The sequence below is a fragment of the Noviherbaspirillum galbum genome (genome assembly GCF_010974945.1).
Lineage (GTDB): Bacteria > Pseudomonadota > Gammaproteobacteria > Burkholderiales > Burkholderiaceae_D > Noviherbaspirillum > Noviherbaspirillum galbum.
Window position 1 is genome coordinate 25,039 of record NZ_JAAIVB010000044.1, and the last position, 25,828, is coordinate 50,866.

Genomic DNA, 25,828 nt, shown 5'->3' on the forward strand with positions numbered 1-25,828 from the left:
GTCATTGTTGGGCAAGCAGGTGGTGGATCCGCACGCTGGCCGGCGGATGCGAATCATAGAAGGCGGAATGCACCGGATCGGGCGTCAGCGTCGAGGCGTTGTCTTCGTAGAGCTTGACCAGCGCCGAGACCAGGTCTTGCGGATCGGTATGCTTCGCGGCGAAGGCGTCGGCTTCGAATTCATGCTTGCGCGAGGTCAGCGAGGCGATAGGCGACAACAGGAAGGTGAAGACCGGCAGCGTCAGCATGAACAGCAGCAAGGCCATGGCGTCGTTGTTCCCGAGCAGCATCGGATCGACGCCGAGGCCGGTATAGAACCAGACCTGCGTCTTGAGATAACCAAGCAGGGCAAGAAAGCCGAGCGACATCGCGAACATCACGCCGATGCGCTTGATGATGTGCTTGAGCTTGAAGTGGCCGAGTTCGTGCGCCAGCACCGCCTCGATTTCCGACGGCGCCAGGCGCGCCAGCAGGGTGTCGAAGAAGACGATGCGCTTGGCGGCGCCGAAGCCGGAAAAATAGGCATTGCCGTGGGCGCTGCGCTTGGAGCCATCCATTACGAACAGGCCTTTCGACGCGAAGCCGACGCGGCTCATCAGGCTTTCGATGCGGGCGCGCAGTGACTCGTCCTGCAGCGGCGTGAACTTGTTGAACAGCGGCTGGATGACGGTCGGGAAGATCACCAGCATCAGCAGCTGGAAGCCGGTCCAGACCACCCAGGCGTACAGCCACCACAGGTCGCCCGCCTTGCCCATCAGCGACAGGATCACCCACAGCAGCGGCAATCCGATCACCGCGCCGATCAGGGTCTGCTTCACCAGGTCGGAAACGAAGAGCTTGATGGTCATCTTGTTGAAGCCGAAACGGGCTTCGAGCTTGAACTGGCGATGGTAGTCGAAGGGCAGTTCGATCAGACCGGAAATCAGGGCGAAGGCGGCGATCAGGGCGATCTGGTAGGTCATGCCGGGGCCGGTCAGGCGGTGGATGTGCACCGACAGCCACTGCAGCCCGCCGAGCAGGGTGAAGCCCATGAGCACCGCGGTGTTCACCGCCAGATGCACCAGCGAGAGATGGGTGCGCGCGACGGTATAGTCGGCCGCCTTCTGGTGCGCCGACAAGGGAATCTTTTCCGCGAACTCAGCCGGCACCGCGTGGCGGTGCGCCAGCACGTGCCTCACGTGGCGCGAGGCGAGCCACAGGCGGACCAGGAGGGTCGCGGCCACGAAACCGATGAACAACACTGAAAATGCGAAGGGGGTCATCCTGAAGCTGTGAGAAAATGGCGGCTTGCCAAGGAAATCAATTATGTCACAAGCTACCGAATCCATTCCTTCCAACGCCGCCGCGACGAATCAGGAGGACGCCCGCACGGCCATCCGCCCCAATGAATTCAATCTCGTCTGGGTCGATATGGAAATGACCGGCCTCGACCCCGACAACGACCGCATCATCGAAGTGGCCGTTGTTGTCACGGATTCATCGTTGAACGTGCTCGCCGAAGGACCGGTGTTTGCGATCCACCAGCCGGACGAGGTGCTTGACCGCATGGATGCCTGGAACAAGGGCACCCACGGCCGCTCCGGCCTGATCGACCGCGTCAAGGCATCGACGGTAAGCGAGGCGGATGCGGAAGCGGCGCTAATCGATTTCCTCAAGACCTACGTGCCGTCCGGCAAATCGCCGATGTGCGGCAATTCCATCTGCCAGGACCGTCGCTTCATGGCGCGCGGCATGCCGAAGCTGGAGGAGTTTTTCCACTATCGCAACCTCGACGTGTCCACGCTCAAGGAACTCGTGAGGCGCTGGAAGCCGGAAATCGCCGGCGGCTTCAAGAAGGCGCAGAAGCATACCGCGCTGGCCGACATCATGGAATCCATCGACGAGCTGCGTTACTACCGCGAACATTTCCTGAAGGTATAAGCCCCGGCCGCGCGACCGCCTGCCCGTTTGACCGCTTTCCCGGACTTCGCCGGCATGGGAACGTCCGCCTTGCCGGCATGACAGCGTGGTGACGGGCGGCGCATAACGCTGTACACTTCTGCCCCTTCTTTTCCGCACCCATTTTTCAAGGCGCAACATGGCCTCCGACGACCTCCCCCAGACCGACATCATCGACGCGCAGCAGGACGCCGCCGAACCGCGCAAGGTATCCACCGACCTGATCACCAGGGAAGTGGCGCGCCGCCGCACCTTCGGCATCATCTCCCACCCCGACGCCGGCAAGACCACGCTGACCGAGAAGCTCCTGCTGTTCTCGGGCGCGATCCAGCTCGCCGGCACGGTGAAGGCGCGCAAGAGCGGCCGGCACGCCACCTCGGACTGGATGGAAATCGAAAAGCAGCGCGGCATCTCGGTCGCCAGCTCGGTCATGCAGTTCGAATACCGTGACCACGTGGTGAACCTGCTCGACACCCCGGGCCACCAGGATTTCTCGGAAGATACCTACCGCGTGCTGACCGCCGTCGACTCGGCGCTGATGGTGATCGACGCGGCAAAGGGCGTGGAAGAGCAGACCATCAAGCTGCTCAACGTCTGCCGCATGCGCGCCACACCCATCCTGACCTTCATGAACAAAATGGACCGCGAGACCCGCGATCCGCTGGAGCTGCTAGACGAAGTCGAATCGGTGCTCAAGATCCAGTGCGCGCCGGTCACCTGGCCGATCGGCATGGGCAAGAATTTCCGCGGCGTTTACCACCTGCTGCGCGATGAAATCCTGCTGTTCCGCGCCGGCGAGGAACGCGCGGACCAGGAATTCGAAGTGGTGAAGGGCATCGACAATCCGCGCCTGGCGGAAATGTTCCCGATGGAAATCGAACAGCTCAAGATGGAAGTCGAGCTGGTCCATGGCGCCTCGCATCCCTTCGACCTCGACGCCTTCCTCGCGGGAACCCAGACACCCGTGTTCTTCGGTTCCGCGATCAACAACTTCGGCGTGCGGGAAATCCTGAATGCGCTGCTCGACTGGGCGCCCGCGCCGCGCCATCGCGACGCCAGCGTGCGCGCGGTGGAGCCCGTGGAAGCACCGTTCACCGGCTTCGTCTTCAAGATCCAGGCGAACATGGACCCCGCGCACCGCGACCGCATCGCCTTCCTGCGCGTCTGTTCCGGCCGCTTCGAGCGCGGCATGCGCATCAAGCACCTGCGCCTGAACCGCGACATCAAGGTCTCTAGCGTGGTGACCTTCATGGCCTCGAGCCGGGAGCAGGTGGAAGAAGCCTATGCCGGCGACATCATCGGCCTGCCCAACCACGGCAACATGCAGATCGGCGACAGCTTTTCCGAGGGCGAGGTGCTGCAGTTCACCGGCATCCCGTATTTCGCGCCGGACTTTTTCCGCATCGTGCGCATCCGCAACCCGCTCAAGATCAAGCAGCTCCACAAGGGCTTGCAGCAGCTGGGCGAGGAGGGCGCGGTGCAGGTGTTCAAGCCGGTGCACGGCGGCGACCTGATCCTCGGCGCGGTCGGCGTGCTGCAGTTCGAAGTGGTGGCGAGCCGCCTGATGAACGAGTACGGTGTCGACGCGGTGTTCGAGACCGCCAGCATCAGCAGCGCGCGCTGGGTTTCCAGCGACGACAAGAAGGCGCTCGCCGATTTCGAGCGCTCGTCCGCCGGGGCGAACATCGCCTTCGACGCCGCCGGCAACATGGCTTACCTGGCAAGTTCCGGCGTGAACCTGAGGCTGACCCAGGAGCGCTGGCCGCAGATTACCTTCCATGCTACCCGCGAGCACGCCGTCAAGATCGGCTGAGGCCCGCGCCCGGCGCCTCCTGAGCGGGGCGCGTCCCCACGGACGGCGGTTTGCGGCGCTGCGTGATCGCATGCGTTCATAGCGTTTTCGTGAGATTAGGAAGAAGTTTCGCCGATCTCCAAAAACGCGATTGATAAAAATCAAAGGGTGTTTCCTTGGTGAGCATATACTCACCTGACGCCCTTTTTCCGCTCTTCTTCCAATCCACTTTCCGTACGGTAGCTACCGAACGGCGGAGGGCTGTTTTCGTTTTTCAGGAGTGTTCATGCTGACCGCCACGTATTCTCTCGTCGCCATTTCCGCCGAACAGGACACCGCACGCAGCATTCTTCATCGCCTCCAGCAGCACATCCAGAACGTCTGGCACAGCGTTCACAACATCGATCTCGCCTTCCTGGGATCGTGCTTCGAGAAGGTTTTTCAGTTCGACGACTTCTGCCGCCGGCGCAAGCTGGAAGTCCATGTGATCCCGGCTCTCAAGCGCGTTACGCGCGAAGCCGACGATCTCATCGACCAGCTTGACGCGCTCGGCGCCGCCAGTCTCGTCTTCGTCCGCTCGACTTTCGAACATTTCAAGAAGGTCGTGGACCTGGGTACGGCGCGCGCTCACGAGATGGTCACCGCCATGGAGCTATACACCGGTGAAATGGCGACCCGGCTCAAGCGTGAAGAGGAAGAATTGTTTCCTCTGATGCGCCGCAGTTTCTCGGTGGAAGACTGGTTCGCCATCGCTTCCTGCTTCCTGGCGGAGGATGGCGGCCCGCACAAGGGACGCCAGATTTCCCGCAAGCCGCAGCGCGGTTCCGTGAAGAACAACTCGCGCTACACGCTCAACTGAGGCCGTTTCGGGGACATGCCGCAATGGCATGTCCATTCCCCCGGCATGCCGTGGCATTCTCTGCCAAGGCGGTTGCCGACACTTGCATGCCACGGCCTTTCTTGGCATGGTGTCGCCCATGTTCAAGATCAAGCCCCACATGCCGCGCGTGCTCAAGTTCACGCGCTTTTCCCTCCGCGACTTCCTCGTCGCCGCCGGTCCGGCCGCGCTGGCCCTCGTCCTAACGGGCATTCTGGCCTACTGGCTGGTCGATCCGTCCCCGCCGTCGACGGTTACCCTCGCAACCGGGCAGGACAACAGCGCCTACCAGGAATTCGGCCGCAAATACGAAGCCGCCCTGGCAAAAAGCGGCATCCAGGTCGGACTCGCCCCATCCATGGGATCGCAGGACAACCTGCAGCGCTTGCAGGATGACAATTCCAAGGTCGACATCGCCTTCGTGCAGAGCGGCTCGACCGAGCATGATGCAGCGCAGAAGCAGGGCCTCGTTTCGCTGGGAAGCCTCTTTACCGAGCCGGTCTGGCTCTTCATGCGAACGCAGAAGGCGGTTGGCCAGTTGAGCCAGCTGCACGGCATGAAGATCAATGTCGGGCCCGAGGGTAGCGGCGTGCCCGGGCTGTTCCGCCGCATCCTGTCGGTAAATGGCATCGAGCCTTCCGCCCTGCGGCTCGGCGACCTGGAAAACACGCCCGCCACCGTCGAGCTGCTTGCCGGGCGCATCGACGGCCTGGTCTTCAGTTCCGCGCCGGACGCGCCGCTTATCCAGATGCTGCTGCAGACGCCGGGCATCAAGCTGTTCGATTTCGCGCAGGCGGAAGCGTACACGCGGCGCTTTCCCTTCCTGACCCACGTCATCCTGCCGCGCGGGATCGTGGACCTCGGGCGCGACCTGCCGCCCAAGGATTACCATCTCATCGCGCCGACGGCGACGCTGGTGGCGCGCGCGGACCTGCATCCGGCGCTGGTCAACCTGTTCGTGCAAGCGGCTGCCGACATCCACGGCGGCGCGGGCTGGTTCCAGCGACGCGGCGAATTTCCAACCGCGAGCTACACCGAGATACCGGTGTCGCCCGCCGCCAAGAAATTCTACGAAAGCGGTCCGCCCCTGCTGCAGCGCTACCTGCCGTTCTGGGTCGCGAATTTCCTGGAGCGGATGTGGGTCGTGGTGGTGGCGCTCGGCGCCCTCATCCTGCCGCTGTCGCGCATCATTCCGCCGCTGTATGTCTGGAAGGTGCGTTCGCGCGTCTATCGCTGGTATGGGCAGCTCCGGGCGGTGGAGCAGGCGGTCGAGGACGTGCCGGCGGAGCGGCGAAGGGAAGTCTTTGCCGCCCAGCTCGACCGGCTCAACGACATCGAGGAGCGCGTCAACCGCATTTCCATTCCCTTGTCGTTTGCCGACGAGCTCTACGGCCTGCGCAGCCACATCAACTTCGTCCGCCGCAGGATCGCCGAGCTGATGGGCGGCGAAGGTCCGGCCACGCCGCCGCCCTGACCATGCCGGTCGCGGACCTCAGGCGCCGACCCAGGGCAGGTTAGCCTTGCACCAGCCGCCGATGGTCTTGCGGTGGCCCTGCGCGTCCTTGTCGCCCTCGAAGCCCTCGAGAATGTCGAAGCAGTTTGCATAGCCCTGTTCAGTCGCCGCCTTGGCGGCATGGCGGGAACGTACGCCCGAGCGGCACAGGAACAGCAGCACGTCGTCCTTGCCGGCCGCGCCGGCGAGCTCTTCCAGGAAGCGCGGATTGGGGGTTCCGCCCGGGTAGACGCTCCATTCCACGGCGACGTGCCTGTCGGCCGGGATGGCGACGCGGCCGACCCAGTCCCGCTCGGCATTCGTGCGCACGTCGACCAGCTTGGCTGCGGGGTGGCGCTGCAGCAGTTCATAGGCTTCCGCCGGCGTCACCGCCCCTGCGTAAGGTAGTCCCTGCAAATCGCGGCGCTGCCGCGCCGTCTCGATGATGTCCATCTCTCGTCCTTTCGATTGAAGAATGATTACGGTGATCCTTGGAATTATAGTGATTTGCCGTGAGCCACAATGCACCAAAAAAGTGCTTAAATTTATTTTCCTGTCAAGCATATGCACCATAATGGCTCATATGCGCGGAATTGCACTTTTTAGGTGAACCGCTGTCGAACGCGACTTTGTGCAAAATGGCCGCGTTCTGTGCGTTATTCAGCCCATTTCGCATGCTTCATGACAGTGCGCAAAAACATTTTTCGCGGATGTTGATGGCATGGAATCTGCTATCATTCCGCGCTGAGTTTTGAACACAACAATCCTGGCGGCGCTCCGGAATCAGGCACAGGCGATGGCATGTGCGCGGGACGCAAGCACCGGCAGAACAGGCTCAATCACTCTCGCAGCAACCTACCGTATCACTTTGCTCACATTTTAGGAGATTCGCATGGCAAGAACGGCCGCAGAGGTCTTGAAGATGGCGAAAGAAAACGAAGTCAAATTCGTTGATTTTCGTTTTGCTGACACCCGAGGCAAGGAACAGCACGTCACCGTACCCGTTTCGCAGTTCGGTATGGACAAGTTCGATTCCGGCCATGCCTTCGACGGCTCCTCGATCGCCGGCTGGAAGGGCATCGAAGCCTCCGACATGCTGCTCATGCCGGACCCCAACACCGCCAACATCGATCCGTTCATGGAAGAGACCACCCTCTTCATGCAGTGCGACGTGATCGAGCCGTCCGACGGCAAGGGCTATGACCGCGACCCGCGTTCCATCGCGAAGCGCGCGGAAGCCTACCTCAAGTCCTCCGGCATCGGCGACACCGCCTACTTCGGTCCCGAGCCCGAGTTCTTCATCTTCGACAGCGTGCGCTGGAAGATCGACATGTCCGGCTGCTTCGTGAAGATCGATTCCGAAGAAGCTTCCTGGACCACCGGCGAGAAGCTCGAAGGCGGCAACACCGGCCACCGTCCGACCGTCAAGGGCGGCTACTTCCCGGTTCCCCCGGTCGACAGCTTCCAGGACATGCGTTCCGAAATGTCCCTGATCCTCGAAGCCATGGGCATCCCCGTCGAAGTGCACCACCACGAAGTGGCTGGCGCCGGCCAGAATGAGCTCGGCACCAAGTTCTCCACGCTGGTCGAGCGCGCCGACTGGACCCAGAACCTGAAGTACGTGATCTGGAACGTCGCCCACACCTACGGCAAGACCGCGACCTTCATGCCCAAGCCCCTGGTTGGCGACAACGGCTCCGGCATGCACGTGCACCAGTCCGTCTGGAAGGACGGCCAGAACCTGTTCGCCGGCGACGGCTATGCCGGCCTGTCCGACTTCGCGCTGTACTACATCGGCGGCATCATCAAGCACGCCCGCGCGCTCAACGCCATCACCAACCCCGGCACCAACTCCTACAAGCGCCTGGTGCCCGGCTTCGAAGCCCCGGTGAAGCTGGCCTACTCGGCACGCAACCGCTCCGCGTCCATCCGCATTCCGCACGTCGCGAATCCGAAGGGCCGCCGCGTCGAAGCGCGCTTCCCGGATCCCCTGTCCAACCCGTACCTGTGCTTCTCCGCCCTGCTGATGGCAGGCCTGGACGGCGTGCAGAACAAGATCCACCCGGGCGAGGCAGCGACCAAGGACCTGTACCACCTGCCGCCGGAAGAAGACGCGCTGATCCCGACCGTGTGCTCCTCGCTCGACCAGGCGCTCGAGTACCTGGACAAGGACCGCGAGTTCCTCACCCGCGGCGGCGTGTTCAGCGACACCATGATCGATGCCTACATCGAGCTGAAGATGCAGGAAGTCCAGCGCTTCCGCATGACGACGCACCCGATCGAGTTCGACATGTACTATTCGCTGTAATCAGCGGCGCCTGATCCAGGCTTGAGGACGGGAGGGGCTTCGGCTTCTCCCGTTTTTATTTTGGGAAACCTTGTCCGCCGGATGCAATCCAAGGGCGTTGACGCTGTTTGTAAAGCCCGGCTTTCTATCCTAAACTATAGGCGCCATGAAGTTTCTCAAAAGTAACATTATGAAGACGATCATTCTTGGCGGCTTGCTCGCCGCTGCCACCACCGGCGCATTCGCGCAAAGCGCGATCTTTAAATGCACGAACAAGAATGGCACCGTGGAATACACGAACATCGGTGACAACAAGGGATGCGTGAAGCCGAACCTGGAAAACACGACCATCATCCCCGCGCCGGCCTCGGTGAAGAAGGCCCAAGCCCAGCAGACCGCCAGCGCGAAGCAGGCGAGTTCTCCCGCCGATTTCCCCAAGGTCGACAGCAGCACGCAGAAGGCCCGCGACACGGACCGCAAGCAGATCCTGCTGGACGAAATGCGCGCCGAGGAACAGAAGCTCGCCGGCCTGAAGAAGGAATTCAACAACGGCGAACCCGAACGCCGGGGCGATGAGCGCAACTACGCGAAATACCAGGAGCGGGTAGCCCTGATGAAGCAAGACATCGAGCGCTCGGAAAAAAACATTGAAGCCCTCAAGCGTGAATTGGGCAACATGAAGTGAGGCCATGCCTTCCGGCGCTTTGCCCGGGTACAACACTTGCATGGAAAAGCCGCATCATGCGGCTTTTTTTTCGTCCCGCGAATCTGCGATTGTGCGGCGAAGGCTTGGGGCACACAATGCATAATGAACTTTCCATGAACGTCACCACCGGCTCCACGTGAAAACGACATCAGTTCCCCTCGACGGCCTGGACCTGCTTTCCTCGGCCGTGCTCATCCTCGATGCGGAAAGCCGTGTCGCCTACGCCAACGCCGCCGCGGAAAACCTCTTGGAGGCATCGTTCAAGATGCTGTCCAGCCAGACCCTCGGCAAGCTCTTCCTCAACGGCGAGGAACTCTCCGACGTCATCCGCCAGGCCACGGCCAACCAGTTCGCCGACAAGCGCCTCGACCTCACGCTCGAACGCCACGGCCGCGAACCCCTGCATGTGCACGTGGTCGTGACGGCGCTCGACCGGCACGACCTGCCGGTGCTGATCGAATTGCGCGAGAACGTGCAGCAGCTCAAGCTCGACCGCGAGGAACGCCTGCTGGACCAGAGCCAGGTCAACAAGGAACTCATCCGCAACCTGGCCCACGAGATCAAGAATCCGCTCGGCGGCATCCGCGGCGCGGCGCAGCTGCTCGAATTCGAGTTGCCCGAGCGGCACCTGAAGGAACTGCGCGAATACACCCAGGTGATCATCAAGGAAGCCGACCGCCTGCAAACCCTCGTCGATCGCCTGCTCGCGCCGCACAAGCGGCCGCACATCGTCGGCGACGTCAACATCCACGAGGTGTGCGAGCGCGTGCGCAGCCTGATCATGGCCGAATTCCCCCATGGCCTTGCGCTCAAGCGCGACTACGACCTGTCGGTGCCCGAATTCCGCGGCGACAAGGAACAGCTCATCCAGGCGGTGCTCAACATCACGCACAACGCCGCGCAGGCGCTCAAGGAACGCATCGCGCAGGGCGACGCCCAGATCACGCTGCAGACGCGCGTCGCCCGCCAGGTCACCCTGGCGAAAGTACGTTACAGGCTGGCATTAGACTTGCATATCATTGACAACGGACCGGGCATCCCGCCAGAGATCCGCGACCGCATTTTCTACCCGCTCGTGTCGGGCAGGGAGGGTGGCAGCGGACTGGGCCTGACGCTTGCGCAAACCTTCGTGCAGCAGCACCTCGGCGTGATCGAATGCGAAAGCAGGCCGGGATGCACCGACTTCCGGATACTGATCCCGCTGCCCTGAGCCCACAACGCACGGGGACGGACCCACCGAACGCCACACGCCTCGGAATACTAGAAAACGATGAAGCCAATCTGGATTGTTGACGACGACGAATCAATTCGCTGGGTGCTTGAAAAGGCGCTGGCCCGTGAAAACCTCGCCACCCGGAGTTTCGCCAATGCGCGGGACGCCATGGATGCGCTTCAAACCAGCATGCCGCAGGTCCTGGTGTCGGACATCCGCATGCCGGGAGAATCCGGCCTGGAACTGCTCCAGATGGTCAAGGAGAAGCATCCCGGCCTGCCCGTGATCATCATCACCGCCTTCTCCGACCTCGACTCGGCGGTCGCTGCCTTCCAGGGCGGCGCCTTCGAATACCTTGCCAAGCCCTTCGACATCGACAAGGCGGTCGAGCTGATCCGCCGCGCCCTCGAGGAAAGCCTGCGCGAGGCCGACATCGAGCAGGCGGTGGCCGATACGCCCGAAATCCTTGGCCAGGCGCCGGCGATGCAGGATGTATTCCGCGCCATCGGCCGGCTGTCGCAATCGAACGTCACCGTGCTGATCACCGGCGAGTCCGGCACCGGCAAGGAACTCGTCGCGCGCGCGCTCCACAAGCACAGCCCGCGCGCGGCCCAGCCCTACATCGCGCTCAATACCGCGGCGATCCCCAAGGACCTGCTGGAGTCGGAGCTCTTCGGCCACGAGCGCGGCGCCTTTACCGGCGCCCAGGCCACGCGGCGCGGCCGCTTCGAGCAGGCCGAGAATGGCACGCTCTTCCTCGATGAAATCGGCGACATGCCCTTCGATCTGCAGACGCGCCTGCTGCGGGTGCTGTCGGACGGACACTTCTACCGGGTCGGCGGACACCAGCCCCTGAAGGCCAACGTGCGCGTCATCGCCGCCACCCACCAGAACCTGGAGCAGCGCGTCAAGGAGGGATTGTTCCGCGAGGACTTGTATCACCGGCTTAACGTGATCCGCCTGCGCCTGCCCAGTTTGAGGGAGCGGCGCGAGGATATCCCCATTTTGGCGCGCCACTTTTTGGCGCAGAGCGCCAAGCAGCTGGGCGTGGAAGCCAAGCGGTTGTCCGACAGCGGGATGCAGTTCCTCAGCGGCCTCGAACTGCCGGGCAACGTGCGCCAGCTTGAAAACCTCTGCAACTGGATCACGGTGATGGCCCCGGGGCAGACGGTCGAGGTCAAGGACCTGCCGCACGACCTGACCCATGGGCAGGAATTCACGCCGCCGATGACCGCCGGCATGCCGTCCCGTCCCGTCCCGGCTTTCGCGGCAGCCGATGGCGTATCCGGCGGCGCCGCGATGCCCGGGGCGTCCATCGTGTCGGGCGCGGCCGCGCCGGTCAACGGCAGCGCTTCCGCCGGTCCGAACGGCCTCAACGGCCTGCACGGCAGCCTGTCCTCGTCGCTGAACGCGGCGTCGGCGACCGACAAGTCCAACTGGATCGCACTGCTCGAATCGGAAGCCGCGCAAATGCTCGCCGCCGGCCAGCCCGAAGTCATGGATGCGCTGGGCAGGCAATTCGAGTCCGCCCTGATCAAGACCGCGCTCCGGCACACCCACGGCCGCAAGAACGATGCGGCAGTACGCCTGGGCATCGGGCGCAACACGATCACGCGCAAGATTCACGAGCTCGGCATCGACGGCGCCAAGGAGGAGTGAAAAACGAGCGGATGAGCCCGGTCGCCCGCGCACCAGGCTTCATCCTGCTCAATGCGCGCTGGCGGCATTCGCCCTAGCATGGTGGAGTTCAACTCTCATGCCGCCAGCCCTTGCGATTCCGACTCCGCCACCTGCTTTTTGCCGTTGCCGCCACCCTGGCGCTGACCCTGCTCGTCTCCAACCTGACGACCGACGACAAGAAGATCGAAGTCGAGGTCCGCAGTCCCTACGCCGCCCGCGACCCACAATTCCTGCGCAGCATGGGCGTGCTGCTGGGCCCCAGCATCGTCCGCGGCAACCAGGTAAGGCACCTGGAGAACGGCGACGAGATCTTTCCCGCCATGCTCGACGCCATCCGCGCGGCCCGCACCACCATCACCTTCGAGACCTATATCTACTGGTCGGGCGAGGTCGGCCGCCGTTTCGCCGACGCGCTGCGCGAACGCGCCCGCGCGGGCGTGAAGGTGCATGTGCTGCTCGACTGGGTCGGCAGCAGCAAGATGGACGATTCCCTGCTGCAGGCGATGCGCGCCGACGGCGTCCAGGTGGCGCGCTATCACCAGCCGAAGTGGTACAACCTCTCGCGCCTCAACAACCGCACCCACCGCAAGCTGCTGGTGGTAGACGGACGGGTCGCCTTCACCGGCGGCGTCGGCATCGCCGACAAGTGGTCCGGCAACGCGCAGGACGAAAACCACTGGCGGGACTCGCATTTCCGCGTGGAAGGCCCGGTGGCGCTGCAGTTCCAGGCGGTGTTCATGGATAACTGGGTCCAGGCGACCGGCAAGGTGCTGCACACGCCGGACTACTTCCCGGAGATCGAGAACGCCGGGGACAAGGCGGCGCAGATGTTCAGCAGCGGCCCGTCCGGCGGCAGCGAAAGCATGCACCTGATGTACCTGCTGGCGATCGCTTCGTCACGCGAAAGCATCCTGCTGTCGAGTTCCTATTTCGTGCCGGACGAACTCGCGATCGGCGCGCTGGTCGAGGCCGCGAAGCGCGGCGTGCGCATCCGCATCATCACGCCAGGCGACAAGATCGATACCGAGGTGGTCCGCCGCGCCTCGCGCGCGCGCTGGGGCGACCTGCTCAAGGCAGGCATCGGCATCTACGAATACCAGCCGACGATGTTCCATTGCAAGGTGATGATCGTGGATGGCTTTCTCGTCTCCACCGGCTCGACCAATTTCGACAACCGCTCGTTCCGCCTGAACGATGAAGCCAACCTGAACGTCTATGATCCGGCGTTCGCGGCCGAGATGGCGAAGGTGTTCGAGGACGATGTGAAGCACGCGCGGCAGGTCACGCTGGAGCAATGGGAAGGGCGTCCCTGGCATGAAAAGCTGCTGGAGCAGGCGCTGTCCCTGATCGGCCAGCAGCTTTGACGGCGTCGCGCGCGGAGATTGCGGATCAGCCCTTGCGACGCGGATAGCCTTCGGCCGTGATGCGGCGCCAGACCGCTTCCTTCTCGTCTTCCGTCATGAACACCCAGTTCGCCACTTCGGCAACGGTGCGGCCGCAGCCGCGGCATACCTCGTCGAAGGTGGTGGAACAGACGGCAACGCAGGGCGTATCGGGACGGCTGGGACGGGAATTCTGCATAATGGAGGCCTTAAAACGACAATGATAGGCGAGATTCCATGCTCAAGCTCTACTACAACCCCGGCAGCGCGAATCTTGCGCCGCACATGTTGCTGAATGAACTCAAGCTGCCGCACGAACTGATCTTCGTCGACCAGGAAAAGGGCATGCACCGCCAGCCCGAGTACATGAAGCTCAACCCCACGGGGCGCATTCCGGTGCTGGTCGACGGCGACATGGTGCTCTTCGAGACCGCCGCGATCTGCCTGCACCTCGTCGATACCCATCCCGAGGCCGGCCTGGCCCCGGCGCCCGGCACGAAGGAGAGGGCGGAGTTCTACAAGTGGCTGGTCTACCTGACCAATACGCTGCAGGCCGAGCTGATCACCTACTTCTATCCCGACCGGCTGGTGGATGACGCGGCGCAGGCGGCGGTCGTCAAGCGCCATGCGGAAGAGCGCGTGGGAAGCATGCTGGACCTGATGGAATCGCATCTCGCCGACAAAGCCGCGGCGGGGCAGGGCCCGTTCTTCCTCGGCGACCGCCTCTCCGTCGTCGATCACTATGCCTTCATGCTCAGCCGCTGGACGCGCGGCATGCAAAATCCGGCGCGCAATCGGCCCCAACTCTCGCGTTTCCAGCAGATGATGCTGGCCCGCCCGGCGGTCAAGAAGACCTTCGAGGCGGAAGGATTGGGCGAACCCTACGTCTGACTTTCCTGGCCCGCTTCCTTCAGCTTGCGCCACAGCGTCGTGCGGCTGATGCCCAGGTGGCGCGCGGCGGCTTCCCGGTTGCCCTTGAAGCGCGCCAGCACGCCGGCGATGTCCTCGACCTCCGCGTCGGGCGGCAGCAGGACCGCGGGCGCTGCGCCTGACGCTAGTTCCGGCGCGATCTTCAGCAGGAGGCTGGGCGTGAGCGCCTGCAGCGGCTCGGCGGCCAGGAACAGCGCCAGCCTTTCCATCAGGTTACGCAACTCGCGCACGTTGCCCGGCCAGGCGTGCGCGCCGAGCAAGGGCGCGCAGGCGACGACCTCCGCATGCAGGTTGGCATGCGGCCGCGTGCCGAGGTCGGCAAGAGCATTCTTCAGGCACCACTCCGCCAGGGTGACGAGGTCGTCGGCGCGCTCGCGCAGGGGCGGCAGGCGCAGCCTGAGCACGCAGAGGCGATAGAATAGGTCGGCGCGGAAACGGCCTTCCTTCACGCGCTGGTCGAGGTCGCAATGGGTGGCGCTGATGACCCGCACGTTGACCGGCACCGGCCGCGTGCCGCCCACCCGCATCACTTCCCTTTCCTCGAGCACCCGCAGCAGGCGCGTCTGCAAAGGCAGAGGCATCTCGCCGATCTCGTCCAGGAACAGCGTGCCGCGGCTGGCCGCCTCGAACAGGCCGGCGCGGCCGCCCCGCCGCGACCCGGTGAACGCTCCTTCCTCGTAGCCGAACAGTTCCGACTCGAGCAGGGACTCCGCCACCGCCCCGCAATTGATCGCCACGAAGGGAAAGCGCGCGCGCTGGCTTTCGCGGTGGATCGCCTGCGCCGCGAGTTCCTTGCCGGTGCCGGTTTCGCCCTGGATCAGCACGGTCGCCGAGGACTTGGCGAAAAGCTCGATGGATTGCCGCACCGCCTGCATCGGCTGCGAATCGCCGCGCAGGCTGCCGATGCCGTGCCTGGCACGCGGGCGGTCGTCGGCAGCAGGCGCCACCCTGCCGCTCTCGAGGCGGGTGTAATGCGCCAGTTCCAGCGCATCCTCGAAGGCTTGCCGGATCGACGCCGCCGAATAGATGAAGATGCCCGCCAGGCCAGCCTCCTCGGCGAGGTCGACCACCGAGCCCGCGCCGACGATCGCCTTGATGCCCGATGCCTTGAGCTCGCTGATCTGCGCCCGCGCATCCTCGGCGGTGACGTAGGTGCGCTGGATGATGCGCAGGCCGAAGGTGTTCTGGAAATCGACCAGCTCGGGCATGGTCTGCTGGTAGGTGATGAGGCCGATGTCCGGCGTGATCTTGCGCGCCTTGGCGAGCGCCTGCATGACGTCGAAGCCGCTCGCCTTGGCCACCACCACCGGCAGGCTCAGGCGGCTTTTGAGGTAGGCGGCGTTCGAGCCTGCGGCGATGACCGCGTCGCAGCGCTCGGTTTCCAGGCGTTCCCGGATGTGCCGGACCGCGTCCTCGAAGCCGAGGGTGATGGGTTCGATGTCGGCGCGGTCATCGAATTCCGGGATGATGTCCCGGAACAGGTCTTGCAGCCGGGAAATGGCAACCGTCCAGATGACGGGCTTGTGATCGGCGGTCGCAGTCGGTTCAGCGGGGCGTCGCATGTTTCATCGTATGCTTGAAATGTTTCATTGTAACGCCATCTGAAGCGAATGAAACGCCTATCGTTGTTTCAATTCGGTGTCCAGCAAAGGTAAGCGCTTGAAAACACAACGTTTTTAGGTAGGGCTTTCCCGGATGCAGTCCGTGGCATACCGCTTGCAATACTGCTGGGCCATTCAAACACTGCAACGCCTTACCGAAGAGGGAACCCATGAGCATGCAATCCGCCGGCGCGAAATTCCGCCAAGCCATCAAGGAAGAATCACCATTGCAGGTCGTCGGCGCCATCAACGCCAACCACGCCCTGCTTGCCAAGCGCGCCGGCTACCGGGCCATCTACCTGTCCGGCGGCGGCGTCGCGGCCGGTTCGCTCGGCCTCCCCGACCTCGGCATTTCCAACCTCGACGACGTCCTGACCGACGTGCGCCGCATCACCGACGTCTGCGACCTGCCGCTGCTGGTCGACGTCGATACCGGCTTCGGTTCGTCGGCCTTCAACGTCGCCCGTACCGTCAAGTCGATGATCAAGTTCGGCGCGGCCGCGATGCACATCGAAGACCAGGTCGGCGCCAAGCGCTGCGGCCATCGTCCCAACAAGGAGATCGTTTCCAAGCAGGAGATGGTGGATCGCATCAAGGCGGCCGTGGACGCCCGTACCGATGAAAACTTCGTCATCATGGCCCGCACCGACGCGCTCGCGGTGGAAGGCCTCGAAGCCGCGCTCGACCGCGCCCAGGCCTGCGTCGAAGCCGGCGCCGACATGATCTTCCCCGAAGCCATCACCCAGCTCGACATGTACAAGACCTTCGCCGACGCGGTGAAGGTGCCGGTACTCGCCAACATCACCGAGTTCGGCGCCACGCCGCTGTACACCGTGGAAGAACTCAAGGGCGTCGACGTGGGCCTGATCCTGTACCCGCTGTCCGCGTTTCGCGCCATGAACAAGGCTGCGGAAAACGTCTACAACGCCATCCGCCGCGACGGCACGCAGAAGAGCGTCGTCGATACGATGCAGACCCGCATGGAGCTTTACGACCGCATCAACTACCACGACTTCGAGCAGAAGCTCGACGCACTGTTCGCCCAGCAGAAGGGGAAGTGAGCAAAAGTTTAGGTTCATTCCCGCCAGGGCTCCCTCCCCTTGAAGGGGAGGGAGTTCGAACGGAGCACGAGATCCAACCATTCCAAGAGGAGCCACCATGAGCGAACAACAAACCACCACCGGCCCGAAGCCGAAGAAATCCGTTGCCCTGTCCGGCGTCACCGCCGGCAACACCGCGCTGTGCACCGTCGGCCGCACCGGCAACGACCTGCACTATCGCGGCTATGACATCCTCGACGTCGCCGACACCTGCGAATTCGAGGAGATCGCTCACCTGCTGGTCCACGGCAAGCTGCCGACCGTGTCCGAACTCGTCGCCTACAAGGCCAAGCTCAAGGCGCTGCGCGGCATTCCCGCCAACGTCAAGGCGGTGCTCGAAGCCTTGCCGGCATCGTCCCACCCGATGGATGTCATGCGTTCCGGCGTCTCGGCGCTGGGCTGCGTGCTGCCCGAGAAGGATGACCACAACACGCCCGGCGCGCGCGACATCGCCGACCGCCTGATGGCATCCCTCGGCTCGATGCTGCTCTACTGGTATCACTTCAGCCATAACGGCAAGCGCATCGAGGTCGAGACCGACGACGACTCCATCGGCGGACACTTCCTGCACCTGCTGCATGGCGTGGCGCCGTCCGAGCTGTGGGTGAAGTCGATGCATACCTCGCTCATCCTGTACGCCGAGCATGAGTTCAACGCCTCCACCTTCACCGGCCGCGTGGTCGCCGGCACGGGTTCCGACATCTACTCCGCCATCACCGGCGCGATCGGCGCGCTGCGCGGCCCGAAGCACGGCGGCGCGAACGAAGTCGCCTTCGAAATCCAGAAGCGCTACGACAACGCCGACGAAGCCGAAGCCGACGTCCGCAAGCGCGTGGAAAACAAGGAAGTGATCATCGGCTTCGGCCATCCGGTGTACACCATCTCCGATCCGCGCAACAAGGTCATCAAGGAAGTGGCGCGAACGCTGTCGCAGGAAGCCGGCTCGATGAAGATGTTCGACATCGCCGAGCGCCTGGAAAGCGTGATGTGGGACATCAAGAAGATGTTCCCCAACCTCGACTGGTTCTCCGCCGTGTCGTACCACATGATGGGCGTGCCGACCGCGATGTTCACGCCGCTGTTCGTGATCGCCCGCACTTCCGGCTGGTCGGCGCACATCATCGAGCAGCGCATCGACAACAAGATCATCCGCCCGAGCGCCAACTATGTTGGTCCGGAAGACCTGAAGTTCGTGCCGATCAAGGAACGGAAGTAAGGGAAGAAACCTGGTAGTCAGGCGAAGGTTTCTCCATCGATGCAGGCAGCCAAACCCTCTGTCATTCCCGCCCAGGCGGGAATCCCATTGTGCGTTTCTCCGGACGACCGAGATTAGATTCCCGCCTTCGCGGGAATGACAGAGAAAGCCTGCCAATCTCACACACTCATCACTACCGATCATGAATACCGCCTACCGCAAGAACCTTCCCGGCACGAAACTGGACTACTTCGATGCGCGCGCCGCCGTCGAGGCCATCCAGCCGGGCGCATGGGAAAAGCTGCCCTATACCTCGCGCGTGCATGCCGAAAACCTGGTGCGCCGCTGCGATCCGACCATCCTCGTGGACTCCCTGAAGCAACTCATCGAAGTCAAGCGCGAGCGCGACTTCCCGTGGTTCCCGGCGCGCGTGGTATGCCATGACATCCTTGGCCAGACAGCGCTGGTGGACCTCGCCGGCCTGCGCGACGCCATCGCCTCGCAAGGCGGCGATCCCGCGAAGGTCAACCCGGTGGTGCCGGTCCAGCTCATCGTCGACCATTCGCTCGCCGTCGAATGCGGCGGCTTCGATCCGCAAGCCTTCGAGAAGAATCGCGCCATCGAGGATCGCCGCAACGAAGACCGCTTCCACTTCATCGACTGGACCAAGCACGCGTTCAAGAACGTCGACGTGATCCCCGCCGGCAACGGCATCATGCACCAGATCAACCTGGAAAAGATGTCGCCGGTGATCCACGCGATTGATGGCGTCGCCTTCCCGGATACCTGCGTCGGCACCGACAGCCATACCCCGCACGTCGACGCGCTCGGCGTGATCGCGGTGGGAGTCGGCGGCCTCGAGGCCGAAAACGTCATGCTCGGCCGCGCCTCCTGGATGCGCCTGCCCGAAATCGTCGGCGTGGAGCTCAGCGGCAAGCGCCAGCCCGGCATCACCGCCACCGACATCGTGCTGGCACTGACCGAATTCCTGCGCAAGTCCAAGGTGGTCGGCTCCTATCTCGAGTTTTATGGCGAAGGCGCCGCCTCGCTGACGCTGGGCGACCGCGCAACGATCTCCAACATGGCGCCGGAGTATGGCGCGACCGCGGCGATGTTCTCCATCGACCAGCAGACCCTCGATTACCTCACGCTTACCGGCCGCCCGGCGGAGCAGGTCAAGCTCGTCGAGACCTATGCGAAGGAAGCAGGCCTCTGGTCCGACACCCTCAAGAACGCGCAGTATGAACGCGTGCTGAAGTTCGACCTGTCCTCGGTCGTGCGCAACATGGCCGGTCCGTCGAATCCGCACGCCCGCGTCGCCACCACCGACCTCGCCGCCAAGGGCATCGCCGGCAAGTGGGAAGAAGTGCCCGGCCAGATGCCGGACGGCGCGGTGATCATCGCCGCCATCACAAGCTGCACCAACACCTCCAACCCGCGCAACGTGATCGCCGCCGGCCTGCTGGCGCGCAACGCGAATCGCCTCGGCCTGACGCGCAAGCCCTGGGTCAAGTCCTCGCTCGCCCCGGGATCGAAAGCCGTCGCGCTTTACCTCGAGGAAGCCGGCCTGAAGGAAGAACTGGAACAGCTCGGCTTCGGCATCGTCGCCTTCGCCTGCACCACCTGCAACGGCATGTCTGGCGCGCTCGATCCCAAGATCCAGCAGGAAATCATCGACCGCGACCTGTACGCGACCGCCGTGCTGTCCGGCAACCGCAACTTCGATGGCCGCATCCATCCCTATGCCAAGCAGGCTTTCCTTGCCTCGCCGCCGCTGGTGGTTGCCTATGCACTGGCCGGCACGGTGCGCTTCGACATCGAGCGCGATGCCTTCGGCGTCGACAAGGATGGCAAGCCCGTCACGCTGAAAGACTTGTGGCCTTCCGACGACGAGATCGATGCCATCGTGAAGTCCAGCGTGAAGCCGGAGATGTTCAACAAGGTCTACTTCCCGATGTTCGAGCAGCGCGCCGCTTCCACCGAAAGCGTCAGCCCCCTGTACGACTGGCGGCCGATGTCGACCTACATCCGCCGTCCGCCGTACTGGGAAGGCGCGCTGGCCGGGGAACGCACGCTCAAGGGCATGAGGCCGCTGGCTGTGCTGCCGGGCAACATCACCACCGACCACCTGTCGCCATCCAATGCCATCATGATGAACTCTGCCGCCGGCGAGTACCTGGCAAAGATGGGCTTGCCGGAGGAAGACTTCAATTCCTACGCCACCCATCGCGGCGACCACCTCACCGCGCAGCGCGCCACCTTCGCCAATCCGACGCTGAAGAACGAGATGGTGCGCGACGCGGACGGCAAGGTCATTCCCGGGTCGCTGGCCCGCGTGGAACCGGACGGCAGGGTCATGCGCATGTGGGAAGCCATCGAAACCTACATGGAACGCAAGCAGCCGCTGATCATCGTCGCCGGCGCGGACTACGGTCAGGGTTCCTCGCGGGACTGGGCGGCCAAGGGCGTGCGCCTCGCCGGCGTTGAAGCGATCGTCGCGGAAGGCTTCGAGCGCATCCACCGCACCAACCTGATCGGCATGGGCGTGCTTCCGCTCGAGTTCAAGCCGGGCACCACGCGCCTGACGCTGGGACTCGATGGCACCGAGACCTACGACGTCGCCGGCGAACGCAAGCCGCGCGCCGACCTCACCCTGGTGATCCATCGCCTCAATGGGGAGCGCGTCGAGGTGCCGGTGACCTGCCGCCTCGACACCGCGGAGGAAGTGTCGATCTATGAGGCGGGCGGCGTGCTGCAGCGCTTTGCCCAGGATTTCCTGGCGTCCGAGAAGCAGGCGGCTTGAGGAGAACGGCATGGCACATGTAGCGCAAATCAAGATCCCCGCCACCTACATCCGCGGCGGCACATCCAAGGGCGTATTCTTCCGCCTGCAGGACTTGCCGCCTGCCGCGCAGGTTCCCGGCGAGGCCCGCGACAAGCTGCTGTTGCGCGTGATCGGCAGCCCCGACCCGTACGGCAAGCAGATCGACGGCATGGGCGGCGCGACCTCGAGCACCAGCAAGACGGTCATTCTCTCGAAGAGCGGCCGCGACGGGCATGACGTCGATTACCTGTTCGGCCAGGTCTCCATCGACAAGCCTTTCGTGGACTGGAGCGGCAACTGCGGCAACTTGTCGGCCGCCGTGGGATCGTTCGCGATCGCGAGCGGCCTGGTCGACCGCGAGCGGGTTCCGCAGAACGGCACCGCCACGGTGCGCATCTGGCAAGCCAACATCGGCAAGACCATCATCGCGCACGTGCCGATCACCAATGGCGAGGTACAGGAAACCGGCGATTTCGAGCTCGACGGCGTGACCTTCCCGGCTGCGGAAGTCCAGCTCGAATTCATGGACCCGGCGGCCGAAGAAGAGGGCGCCGGAGGCTCCATGTTCCCGACCGGCAACCTGGTCGACGACCTCGACGTGCCCGGCGTCGGCGTGCTCAAGGCAACGATGATCAATGCGGGCATTCCCACGATCTTCATCAATGCCGAAGCCATCGGCTTCACCGGCACCGAGCTGCAGGAGGACATCAACAGCCGCGCCGAAACGCTGGTGATGTTCGAAACCATCCGCGCCTACGGCGCGCTGCGCATGGGCCTCATCAAGAGCATCGATGAAGCGGCCAAGCGGCAGCACACGCCGAAGGTGGCCTTCGTCGCGCCGCCTGCCAGCTATGTCGCGTCCAGCGGCAAGAAGGTCGAGGCGGCAGAGATCGACTTGCTGGTGCGTGCGTTGTCGATGGGCAAGCTGCACCACGCGATGATGGGCACGGCGGCGGTAGCGATCGGCACCGCGGCGGCAATTCCGGGCACGCTGGTCAACCTCGCGGCCGGCGGCGGCGAGCGGACGGCGGTGCGCTTCGGGCATCCGTCGGGCACGCTGCGCGTCGGCGCGGAAGCGGCGAAGGTCAATGGCGAATGGAGCGTCACCAAGGCCATCATGAGCCGCAGCGCGCGCGTGCTGATGGAAGGCTGGGTGCGCGTGCCGGGGGATGCGTTCTAAGGCTTTCTTTCGTGCAGGAAAAAGCGCATCTGCCTTTTGGGGATGCGCTTTTTTTATGCATTGCGAGGCTTGACGTAAGCTCATCGTCAGCGTGGCTGGCGATACTTGGCGCATGAGAGAAATGGGATTTCCGCCTTCGCGGGAATGACAACGGCAGTCGCGCCAATGAGGCTGTCATCCCCGCGAAGGCGGGGATCCCATTCATCACCGGCCTTCAAGCGCAATCACAAGAAATCGAGACATCTCTTCCCCAGGAGACAACATGAACTATCACGACTTCCACCAGCAATCCATCCGCGATCCGCAAGGCTTCTGGGCGAAGGAAGCAGAGCTCATCGACTGGCAGCGCCCCTTCGACAAGGTACTCGACTACAGCAATCCGCCCTTCACGAAATGGTTCGTCGGCGGCACCACGAACTTGTGCCACAACGCCGTCGACCGCTGGGTGGAATCGCAGGGCGACAAGCCGGCGCTGATCGCGATCTCGACGGAAACGAACACAGAAAAGGTATATACCTTCCGCGAGCTGCAGCAGGAAGTCATGCGCGCCGCCGCGATCATGCAGGCGCTGGGCGTGCGCAAGGGCGACCGCGTCATCCTCTACATGCCGATGATCGCCGAGGCGGCATTCGCGATGCTGGCCTGCGCGCGCATCGGCGCCATCCATTCGGTGGTCTTCGGCGGCTTCGCGTCGCACAGCCTCGCCACCCGCATCGACGATGCCAAGCCTAAGCTGATCATCTCTGCGGATGCCGGTTCGCGCGGCGGCAAGAGCGTGCCGTACAAGCCGCTGCTCGACGAAGCCATCCAGCTTGCCGCCCACAAGCCCGAGCATGTGCTGCTCGTGGACCGCGGCCTCGTGCCGATGGAAATGGCCCCCGGACGCGACCTGCGCTACGACGCGCTGCGCGAAGAGCGCATGCATGCCGAAGTGCCGGTCACCTGGCTGGAATCGAACGAATGCTCCTACGTGCTCTACACCTCGGGCACGACCGGCAAGCCCAAGGGCGTGCAGCGCGACGTGGGCGGCTATGCGGTGGCGCTGGCATCGTCGATGAAAACCATCTTCTGCGGCAAGCCCGGCGACACCTATTTCTCGACGTCGGACATCGGCTGGGTGGTGGGCCATTCCTACATCGTGTACGGTCCGCTGATCGCCGGCATGGCAACGATCATGTATGAGGGCCTGCCGATCCGTCCCGATGCCGGCATCTGGTGGAGCATCGTGGAGAAGTACCGGGTGACGGGCATGTTTTCCGCGCCGACGGCGGTGCGCGTGCTGAAGAAGCAGCCGCCCGAGCTGATGAAGAAACACGACCTGTCGTCGCTGAAGGCTTTGTATCTTGCGGGCGAACCGCTCGACGAAACCACCTCGTCGTGGATTGCCAATGAGCTGAACGTTCCCATCATCGACAACTACTGGCAGACCGAAACCGGCTGGCCCATCCTGACGGTTGCCCGCGGCGTGGAAAACACGCCGACCCGCCTCGGCAGCCCCGGCCTGCCGATGTACGGCTACGACGTCAAGCTGCTCAATGAATCGACGGGCGAGGAGTGTGGCGCGAACGAGAAAGGCGTGCTTGTCATCGAAGGCCCGCTGCCGCCGGGCTGCATGCAGACGGTGTATGGCGACGACAAGCGCTTCATCAACACCTACTGGTCCAACTTCGCGAACCGGCAGGTGTACTCCACCTTCGACTGGGGCATACGCGACGGTGACGGCTATTACTTCATCCTCGGCCGCACGGACGACGTGATCAACGTCGCGGGACACCGGCTTGGTACGCGCGAAATCGAGGAAAGCCTGTCCAGCCATCCGAACGTGTCCGAAGTGGCGGTGGTCGGCGTGGAAGACAAGCTCAAGGGCCAGGTCGCAGTGGCGTTCGCGGTGCTGAAGAATGCCGAGGCCGCATCGACGCCGGAGGGAAGGAAGACCCTGGAGGCGGAAATGATGGCGGTGGTGGACAAGCAGCTCGGCGCGGTGGCGCGGCCGTCGCGGGTGCACTTCGTGACGCTGCTGCCCAAGACGCGCTCGGGCAAGCTGCTGCGGCGGTCCATCCAGGCGCTGTGCGAAGGGCGCGATCCGGGGGACCTGACGACGATCGAGGATCCGGCGTCGCTGCAGCAGGTGAGGGAGGCGTTGGCGGGGTAGTCGCGCCAGAGGCTCCATGGATTGAGAACTACTTCAAATCATTGCCCTCGCCAAGAAAGATGGAATAAGCCTGTTTAAACCGTGTGAGCAATTCATCCGCATGCTTGAGATTCGACCTAAGCTTTTGCTTTAGTTCGGTTGCGTCCGGAGCTGGGTGGTTGTTCCTGTCCAAGTGGGTCAACATGGCTTCGGACTGCGCCTTGATGTGCATGAGACTGCTTTCTGCCAACGTAATTTTTGCCACGAATTTTGGATCGTTGCCGATGCCTTGCTTGTACAAGCTTGTCGTGTTTGCGAAAAAGAAAGTCAAGACGGTAATGCTGTCATTCTCTAGTTGACCCGCGTGTTCGTACGCCGCCTTTTTGTATAGTTCGATATTGGGAGCGACCTGCTTGTCAGATGTTTTCGGTTTCGCTTCTAAGTTTTTTATCGCTGTTTCGAAATGCAATATCTTTTCATTCAATTCGCTTATTTGCGCCGAATGGCCTGTCGGATCGGGATTGTCGCGTGAGGCATTTTGCATTTCTGCCTTTTTGCTCCTTATTTCCTCGAGCGACGTCTTCATCAAATCCAAAGCGTATTTATCGTTAAACTGCTGCTTTTCAGGTCTTTCGCGCGGAGTGAAAGGACCCGAATTTTGATTTTCTTGATCGACCAAGCCTGGTGAGCAGGCCGTGGTTCTCATGCCGGGATTGGCTTCTTCTTTCTCCTTGGCTGTTGGATTTCTCAAGCTTCCATTTTCAAGAATCCAAAGTGGCCGATTTGAAGATGTTTTGCTTACCCGACCTTCGGTGTTTGGAGACGAATTGAATAGCGGTGGTGGCGCCGAGCGCGGGCCCACAGTATAGGGGGGCGGTTGCGGAGGCTCCCGGCCTAGACTTTTCAAAGGGACAGAACCGTTTTCTACCGAGTGACTTGACACGGCTTGATTGCCGTTCCTGCGAAAAGGACTGCCCTCGCTGGCACGGTATGAAATTGTCGGAGTTGTTGCAGTGATCGAATTTTGCGTTGCGTTGAGGCCTGAACGGCCACCCGGTGGGCGCTCAGACAAAGGATTCGATTTTCCTTGTCCAGTCACGCCGATTCCGCTGGAATGGGGGCCACTTGGCGCAATGACGATCTTGTTCTCGCTGCTGTTTTGACTTTGACTAGAGTTCGCGCTCGACTCGGGGACGTCATTAGCTAGTATCGTCCCAACGATTGGCTTTGTCATGTTGGACCACCTCGATTGACCTGTTAAATATCGATCCTTGTCCAGGAGAGCGACAGATTTACAGTGGAGTGTTTCCCACTGTTGTCAGCCACCACAGAGTTATTAACCGCGACTAATTGAGTTGCGAAAATGGAATGAGCCAGGTTGGTTCGCGCATACCTCCGTCATTCCCGCGCAGGCGGGAATGACAGGAGGTGGCTGGGACGACGGAGATGTTAGAGGACGATGGAGACGACAGAGGTCGAAGGAAATATTAGCGGCAGGCGG

20 protein-coding genes are annotated in these 25,828 nt (G+C 62.9%); 15 read left to right on the forward strand and 5 right to left on the reverse strand.

Annotated elements, in window-relative coordinates; all coding sequences use genetic code 11:
- Position 1: 1 nt before the first annotated feature.
- A complete protein-coding gene (locus G3574_RS13200; protein WP_163963841.1) occupies positions 2 to 1,261 on the reverse strand; it encodes a M48 family metallopeptidase in 1,260 nt (419 codons plus the stop codon).
- A 43-nt stretch (positions 1,262 to 1,304) separates the two neighbouring features.
- Between G3574_RS13200 and orn the strand changes: the two genes are divergently transcribed.
- The 4 genes from orn to G3574_RS13220 all read left to right on the forward strand — a co-directional run bounded on the left by orn (position 1,305) and on the right by G3574_RS13220 (position 6,080).
- On the forward strand, positions 1,305 to 1,919 hold the full coding sequence (gene orn, locus G3574_RS13205; protein WP_163963844.1) for an oligoribonuclease: 615 nt from the start codon (positions 1,305 to 1,307) through the stop codon (positions 1,917 to 1,919).
- 157 nt (positions 1,920 to 2,076) lie between these two features.
- Entirely contained in the window at positions 2,077 to 3,750 is a 1,674-nt protein-coding gene (locus G3574_RS13210) for a peptide chain release factor 3 (protein ID WP_163963846.1), read from the forward strand.
- Between the two features lie 265 nt (positions 3,751 to 4,015).
- Positions 4,016 to 4,588: a hypothetical protein gene (locus tag G3574_RS13215; protein WP_163963848.1), complete on the forward strand. Its 573-nt coding sequence runs from the start codon at positions 4,016 to 4,018 to the stop codon at positions 4,586 to 4,588.
- A 139-nt stretch (positions 4,589 to 4,727) separates the two neighbouring features.
- Positions 4,728 to 6,080, forward strand: a complete 1,353-nt coding sequence (locus tag G3574_RS13220) for a TAXI family TRAP transporter solute-binding subunit (protein WP_163963942.1) — start codon at positions 4,728 to 4,730, stop codon at positions 6,078 to 6,080.
- Positions 6,081 to 6,098: 18 nt separating this feature from the next.
- Here the strand turns inward: G3574_RS13220 and G3574_RS13225 are convergent, their stop codons facing one another.
- On the reverse strand, positions 6,099 to 6,551 hold the full coding sequence (locus G3574_RS13225; protein WP_163963850.1) for a rhodanese-like domain-containing protein: 453 nt from the start codon (positions 6,549 to 6,551) through the stop codon (positions 6,099 to 6,101).
- A gap of 439 nt (positions 6,552 to 6,990) precedes the next feature.
- Between G3574_RS13225 and glnA the strand changes: the two genes are divergently transcribed.
- The 5 genes from glnA to cls all read left to right on the forward strand — a co-directional run bounded on the left by glnA (position 6,991) and on the right by cls (position 13,348).
- Positions 6,991 to 8,406 carry a type I glutamate--ammonia ligase gene (glnA, locus tag G3574_RS13230; protein WP_163963852.1) on the forward strand — a complete coding sequence of 472 codons (1,416 nt, stop codon included), beginning with the start codon at positions 6,991 to 6,993 and terminating at the stop codon, positions 8,404 to 8,406.
- A gap of 169 nt (positions 8,407 to 8,575) precedes the next feature.
- Positions 8,576 to 9,070, forward strand: a complete 495-nt coding sequence (locus tag G3574_RS13235; protein WP_163963855.1) for a DUF4124 domain-containing protein — start codon at positions 8,576 to 8,578, stop codon at positions 9,068 to 9,070.
- Positions 9,071 to 9,227: 157 nt separating this feature from the next.
- Positions 9,228 to 10,301, forward strand: coding sequence for a nitrogen regulation protein NR(II) (gene glnL, locus G3574_RS13240; protein WP_163963857.1), 1,074 nt, complete (start codon positions 9,228 to 9,230; stop codon positions 10,299 to 10,301).
- Positions 10,302 to 10,361: 60 nt separating this feature from the next.
- Positions 10,362 to 11,963 (forward strand): nitrogen regulation protein NR(I), encoded by a 1,602-nt coding sequence (gene ntrC / locus G3574_RS13245; protein WP_163963859.1) that lies wholly within the window; start codon positions 10,362 to 10,364, stop codon positions 11,961 to 11,963.
- 110 nt (positions 11,964 to 12,073) lie between these two features.
- Positions 12,074 to 13,348 (forward strand): cardiolipin synthase, encoded by a 1,275-nt coding sequence (cls, locus tag G3574_RS13250; RefSeq protein WP_163963862.1) that lies wholly within the window; start codon positions 12,074 to 12,076, stop codon positions 13,346 to 13,348.
- Between the two features lie 25 nt (positions 13,349 to 13,373).
- Here the strand turns inward: cls and G3574_RS13255 are convergent, their stop codons facing one another.
- Positions 13,374 to 13,565: a DUF1289 domain-containing protein gene (locus G3574_RS13255; RefSeq protein ID WP_163963863.1), complete on the reverse strand. Its 192-nt coding sequence runs from the start codon at positions 13,563 to 13,565 to the stop codon at positions 13,374 to 13,376.
- Between the two features lie 38 nt (positions 13,566 to 13,603).
- Between G3574_RS13255 and G3574_RS13260 the strand changes: the two genes are divergently transcribed.
- The gene (locus tag G3574_RS13260) at positions 13,604 to 14,257 is read left to right on the forward strand and encodes a glutathione S-transferase family protein (RefSeq protein ID WP_163963866.1); all 654 of its coding nucleotides are present in this window, start codon (positions 13,604 to 13,606) and stop codon (positions 14,255 to 14,257) included.
- Here the strand turns inward: G3574_RS13260 and prpR are convergent.
- Positions 14,248 to 15,858 (reverse strand): propionate catabolism operon regulatory protein PrpR, encoded by a 1,611-nt coding sequence (gene prpR, locus G3574_RS13265; protein ID WP_163963868.1) that lies wholly within the window; start codon positions 15,856 to 15,858, stop codon positions 14,248 to 14,250. The two genes, G3574_RS13260 and prpR, sit on opposite strands and share 10 nt — an antisense overlap.
- 209 nt (positions 15,859 to 16,067) lie before the next feature.
- Here prpR and prpB point away from each other — a divergent pair, with 209 nt between their 5' ends.
- From prpB to G3574_RS13290, 5 genes are all read left to right on the forward strand, one after another.
- A complete protein-coding gene (gene prpB, locus G3574_RS13270) occupies positions 16,068 to 16,958 on the forward strand; it encodes a methylisocitrate lyase (protein WP_163963870.1) in 891 nt (296 codons plus the stop codon).
- A gap of 97 nt (positions 16,959 to 17,055) precedes the next feature.
- Positions 17,056 to 18,213: a bifunctional 2-methylcitrate synthase/citrate synthase gene (prpC, locus tag G3574_RS13275; protein ID WP_163963873.1), complete on the forward strand. Its 1,158-nt coding sequence runs from the start codon at positions 17,056 to 17,058 to the stop codon at positions 18,211 to 18,213.
- Positions 18,214 to 18,394: 181 nt separating this feature from the next.
- A complete protein-coding gene (acnD, locus tag G3574_RS13280; protein WP_163963875.1) occupies positions 18,395 to 20,995 on the forward strand; it encodes a Fe/S-dependent 2-methylisocitrate dehydratase AcnD in 2,601 nt (866 codons plus the stop codon).
- Between the two features lie 10 nt (positions 20,996 to 21,005).
- Positions 21,006 to 22,196 (forward strand): 2-methylaconitate cis-trans isomerase PrpF, encoded by a 1,191-nt coding sequence (gene prpF, locus G3574_RS13285; RefSeq protein ID WP_163963879.1) that lies wholly within the window; start codon positions 21,006 to 21,008, stop codon positions 22,194 to 22,196.
- Between the two features lie 223 nt (positions 22,197 to 22,419).
- The gene (locus tag G3574_RS13290; RefSeq protein WP_328804783.1) at positions 22,420 to 24,348 is read left to right on the forward strand and encodes a propionate--CoA ligase; all 1,929 of its coding nucleotides are present in this window, start codon (positions 22,420 to 22,422) and stop codon (positions 24,346 to 24,348) included.
- 28 nt (positions 24,349 to 24,376) lie between these two features.
- Here G3574_RS13290 and G3574_RS13295 read toward each other — a convergent pair whose 3' ends face one another.
- On the reverse strand, positions 24,377 to 25,561 hold the full coding sequence (locus G3574_RS13295; RefSeq protein ID WP_163963883.1) for a hypothetical protein: 1,185 nt from the start codon (positions 25,559 to 25,561) through the stop codon (positions 24,377 to 24,379).
- Positions 25,562 to 25,828: the final 267 nt, after the last annotated feature.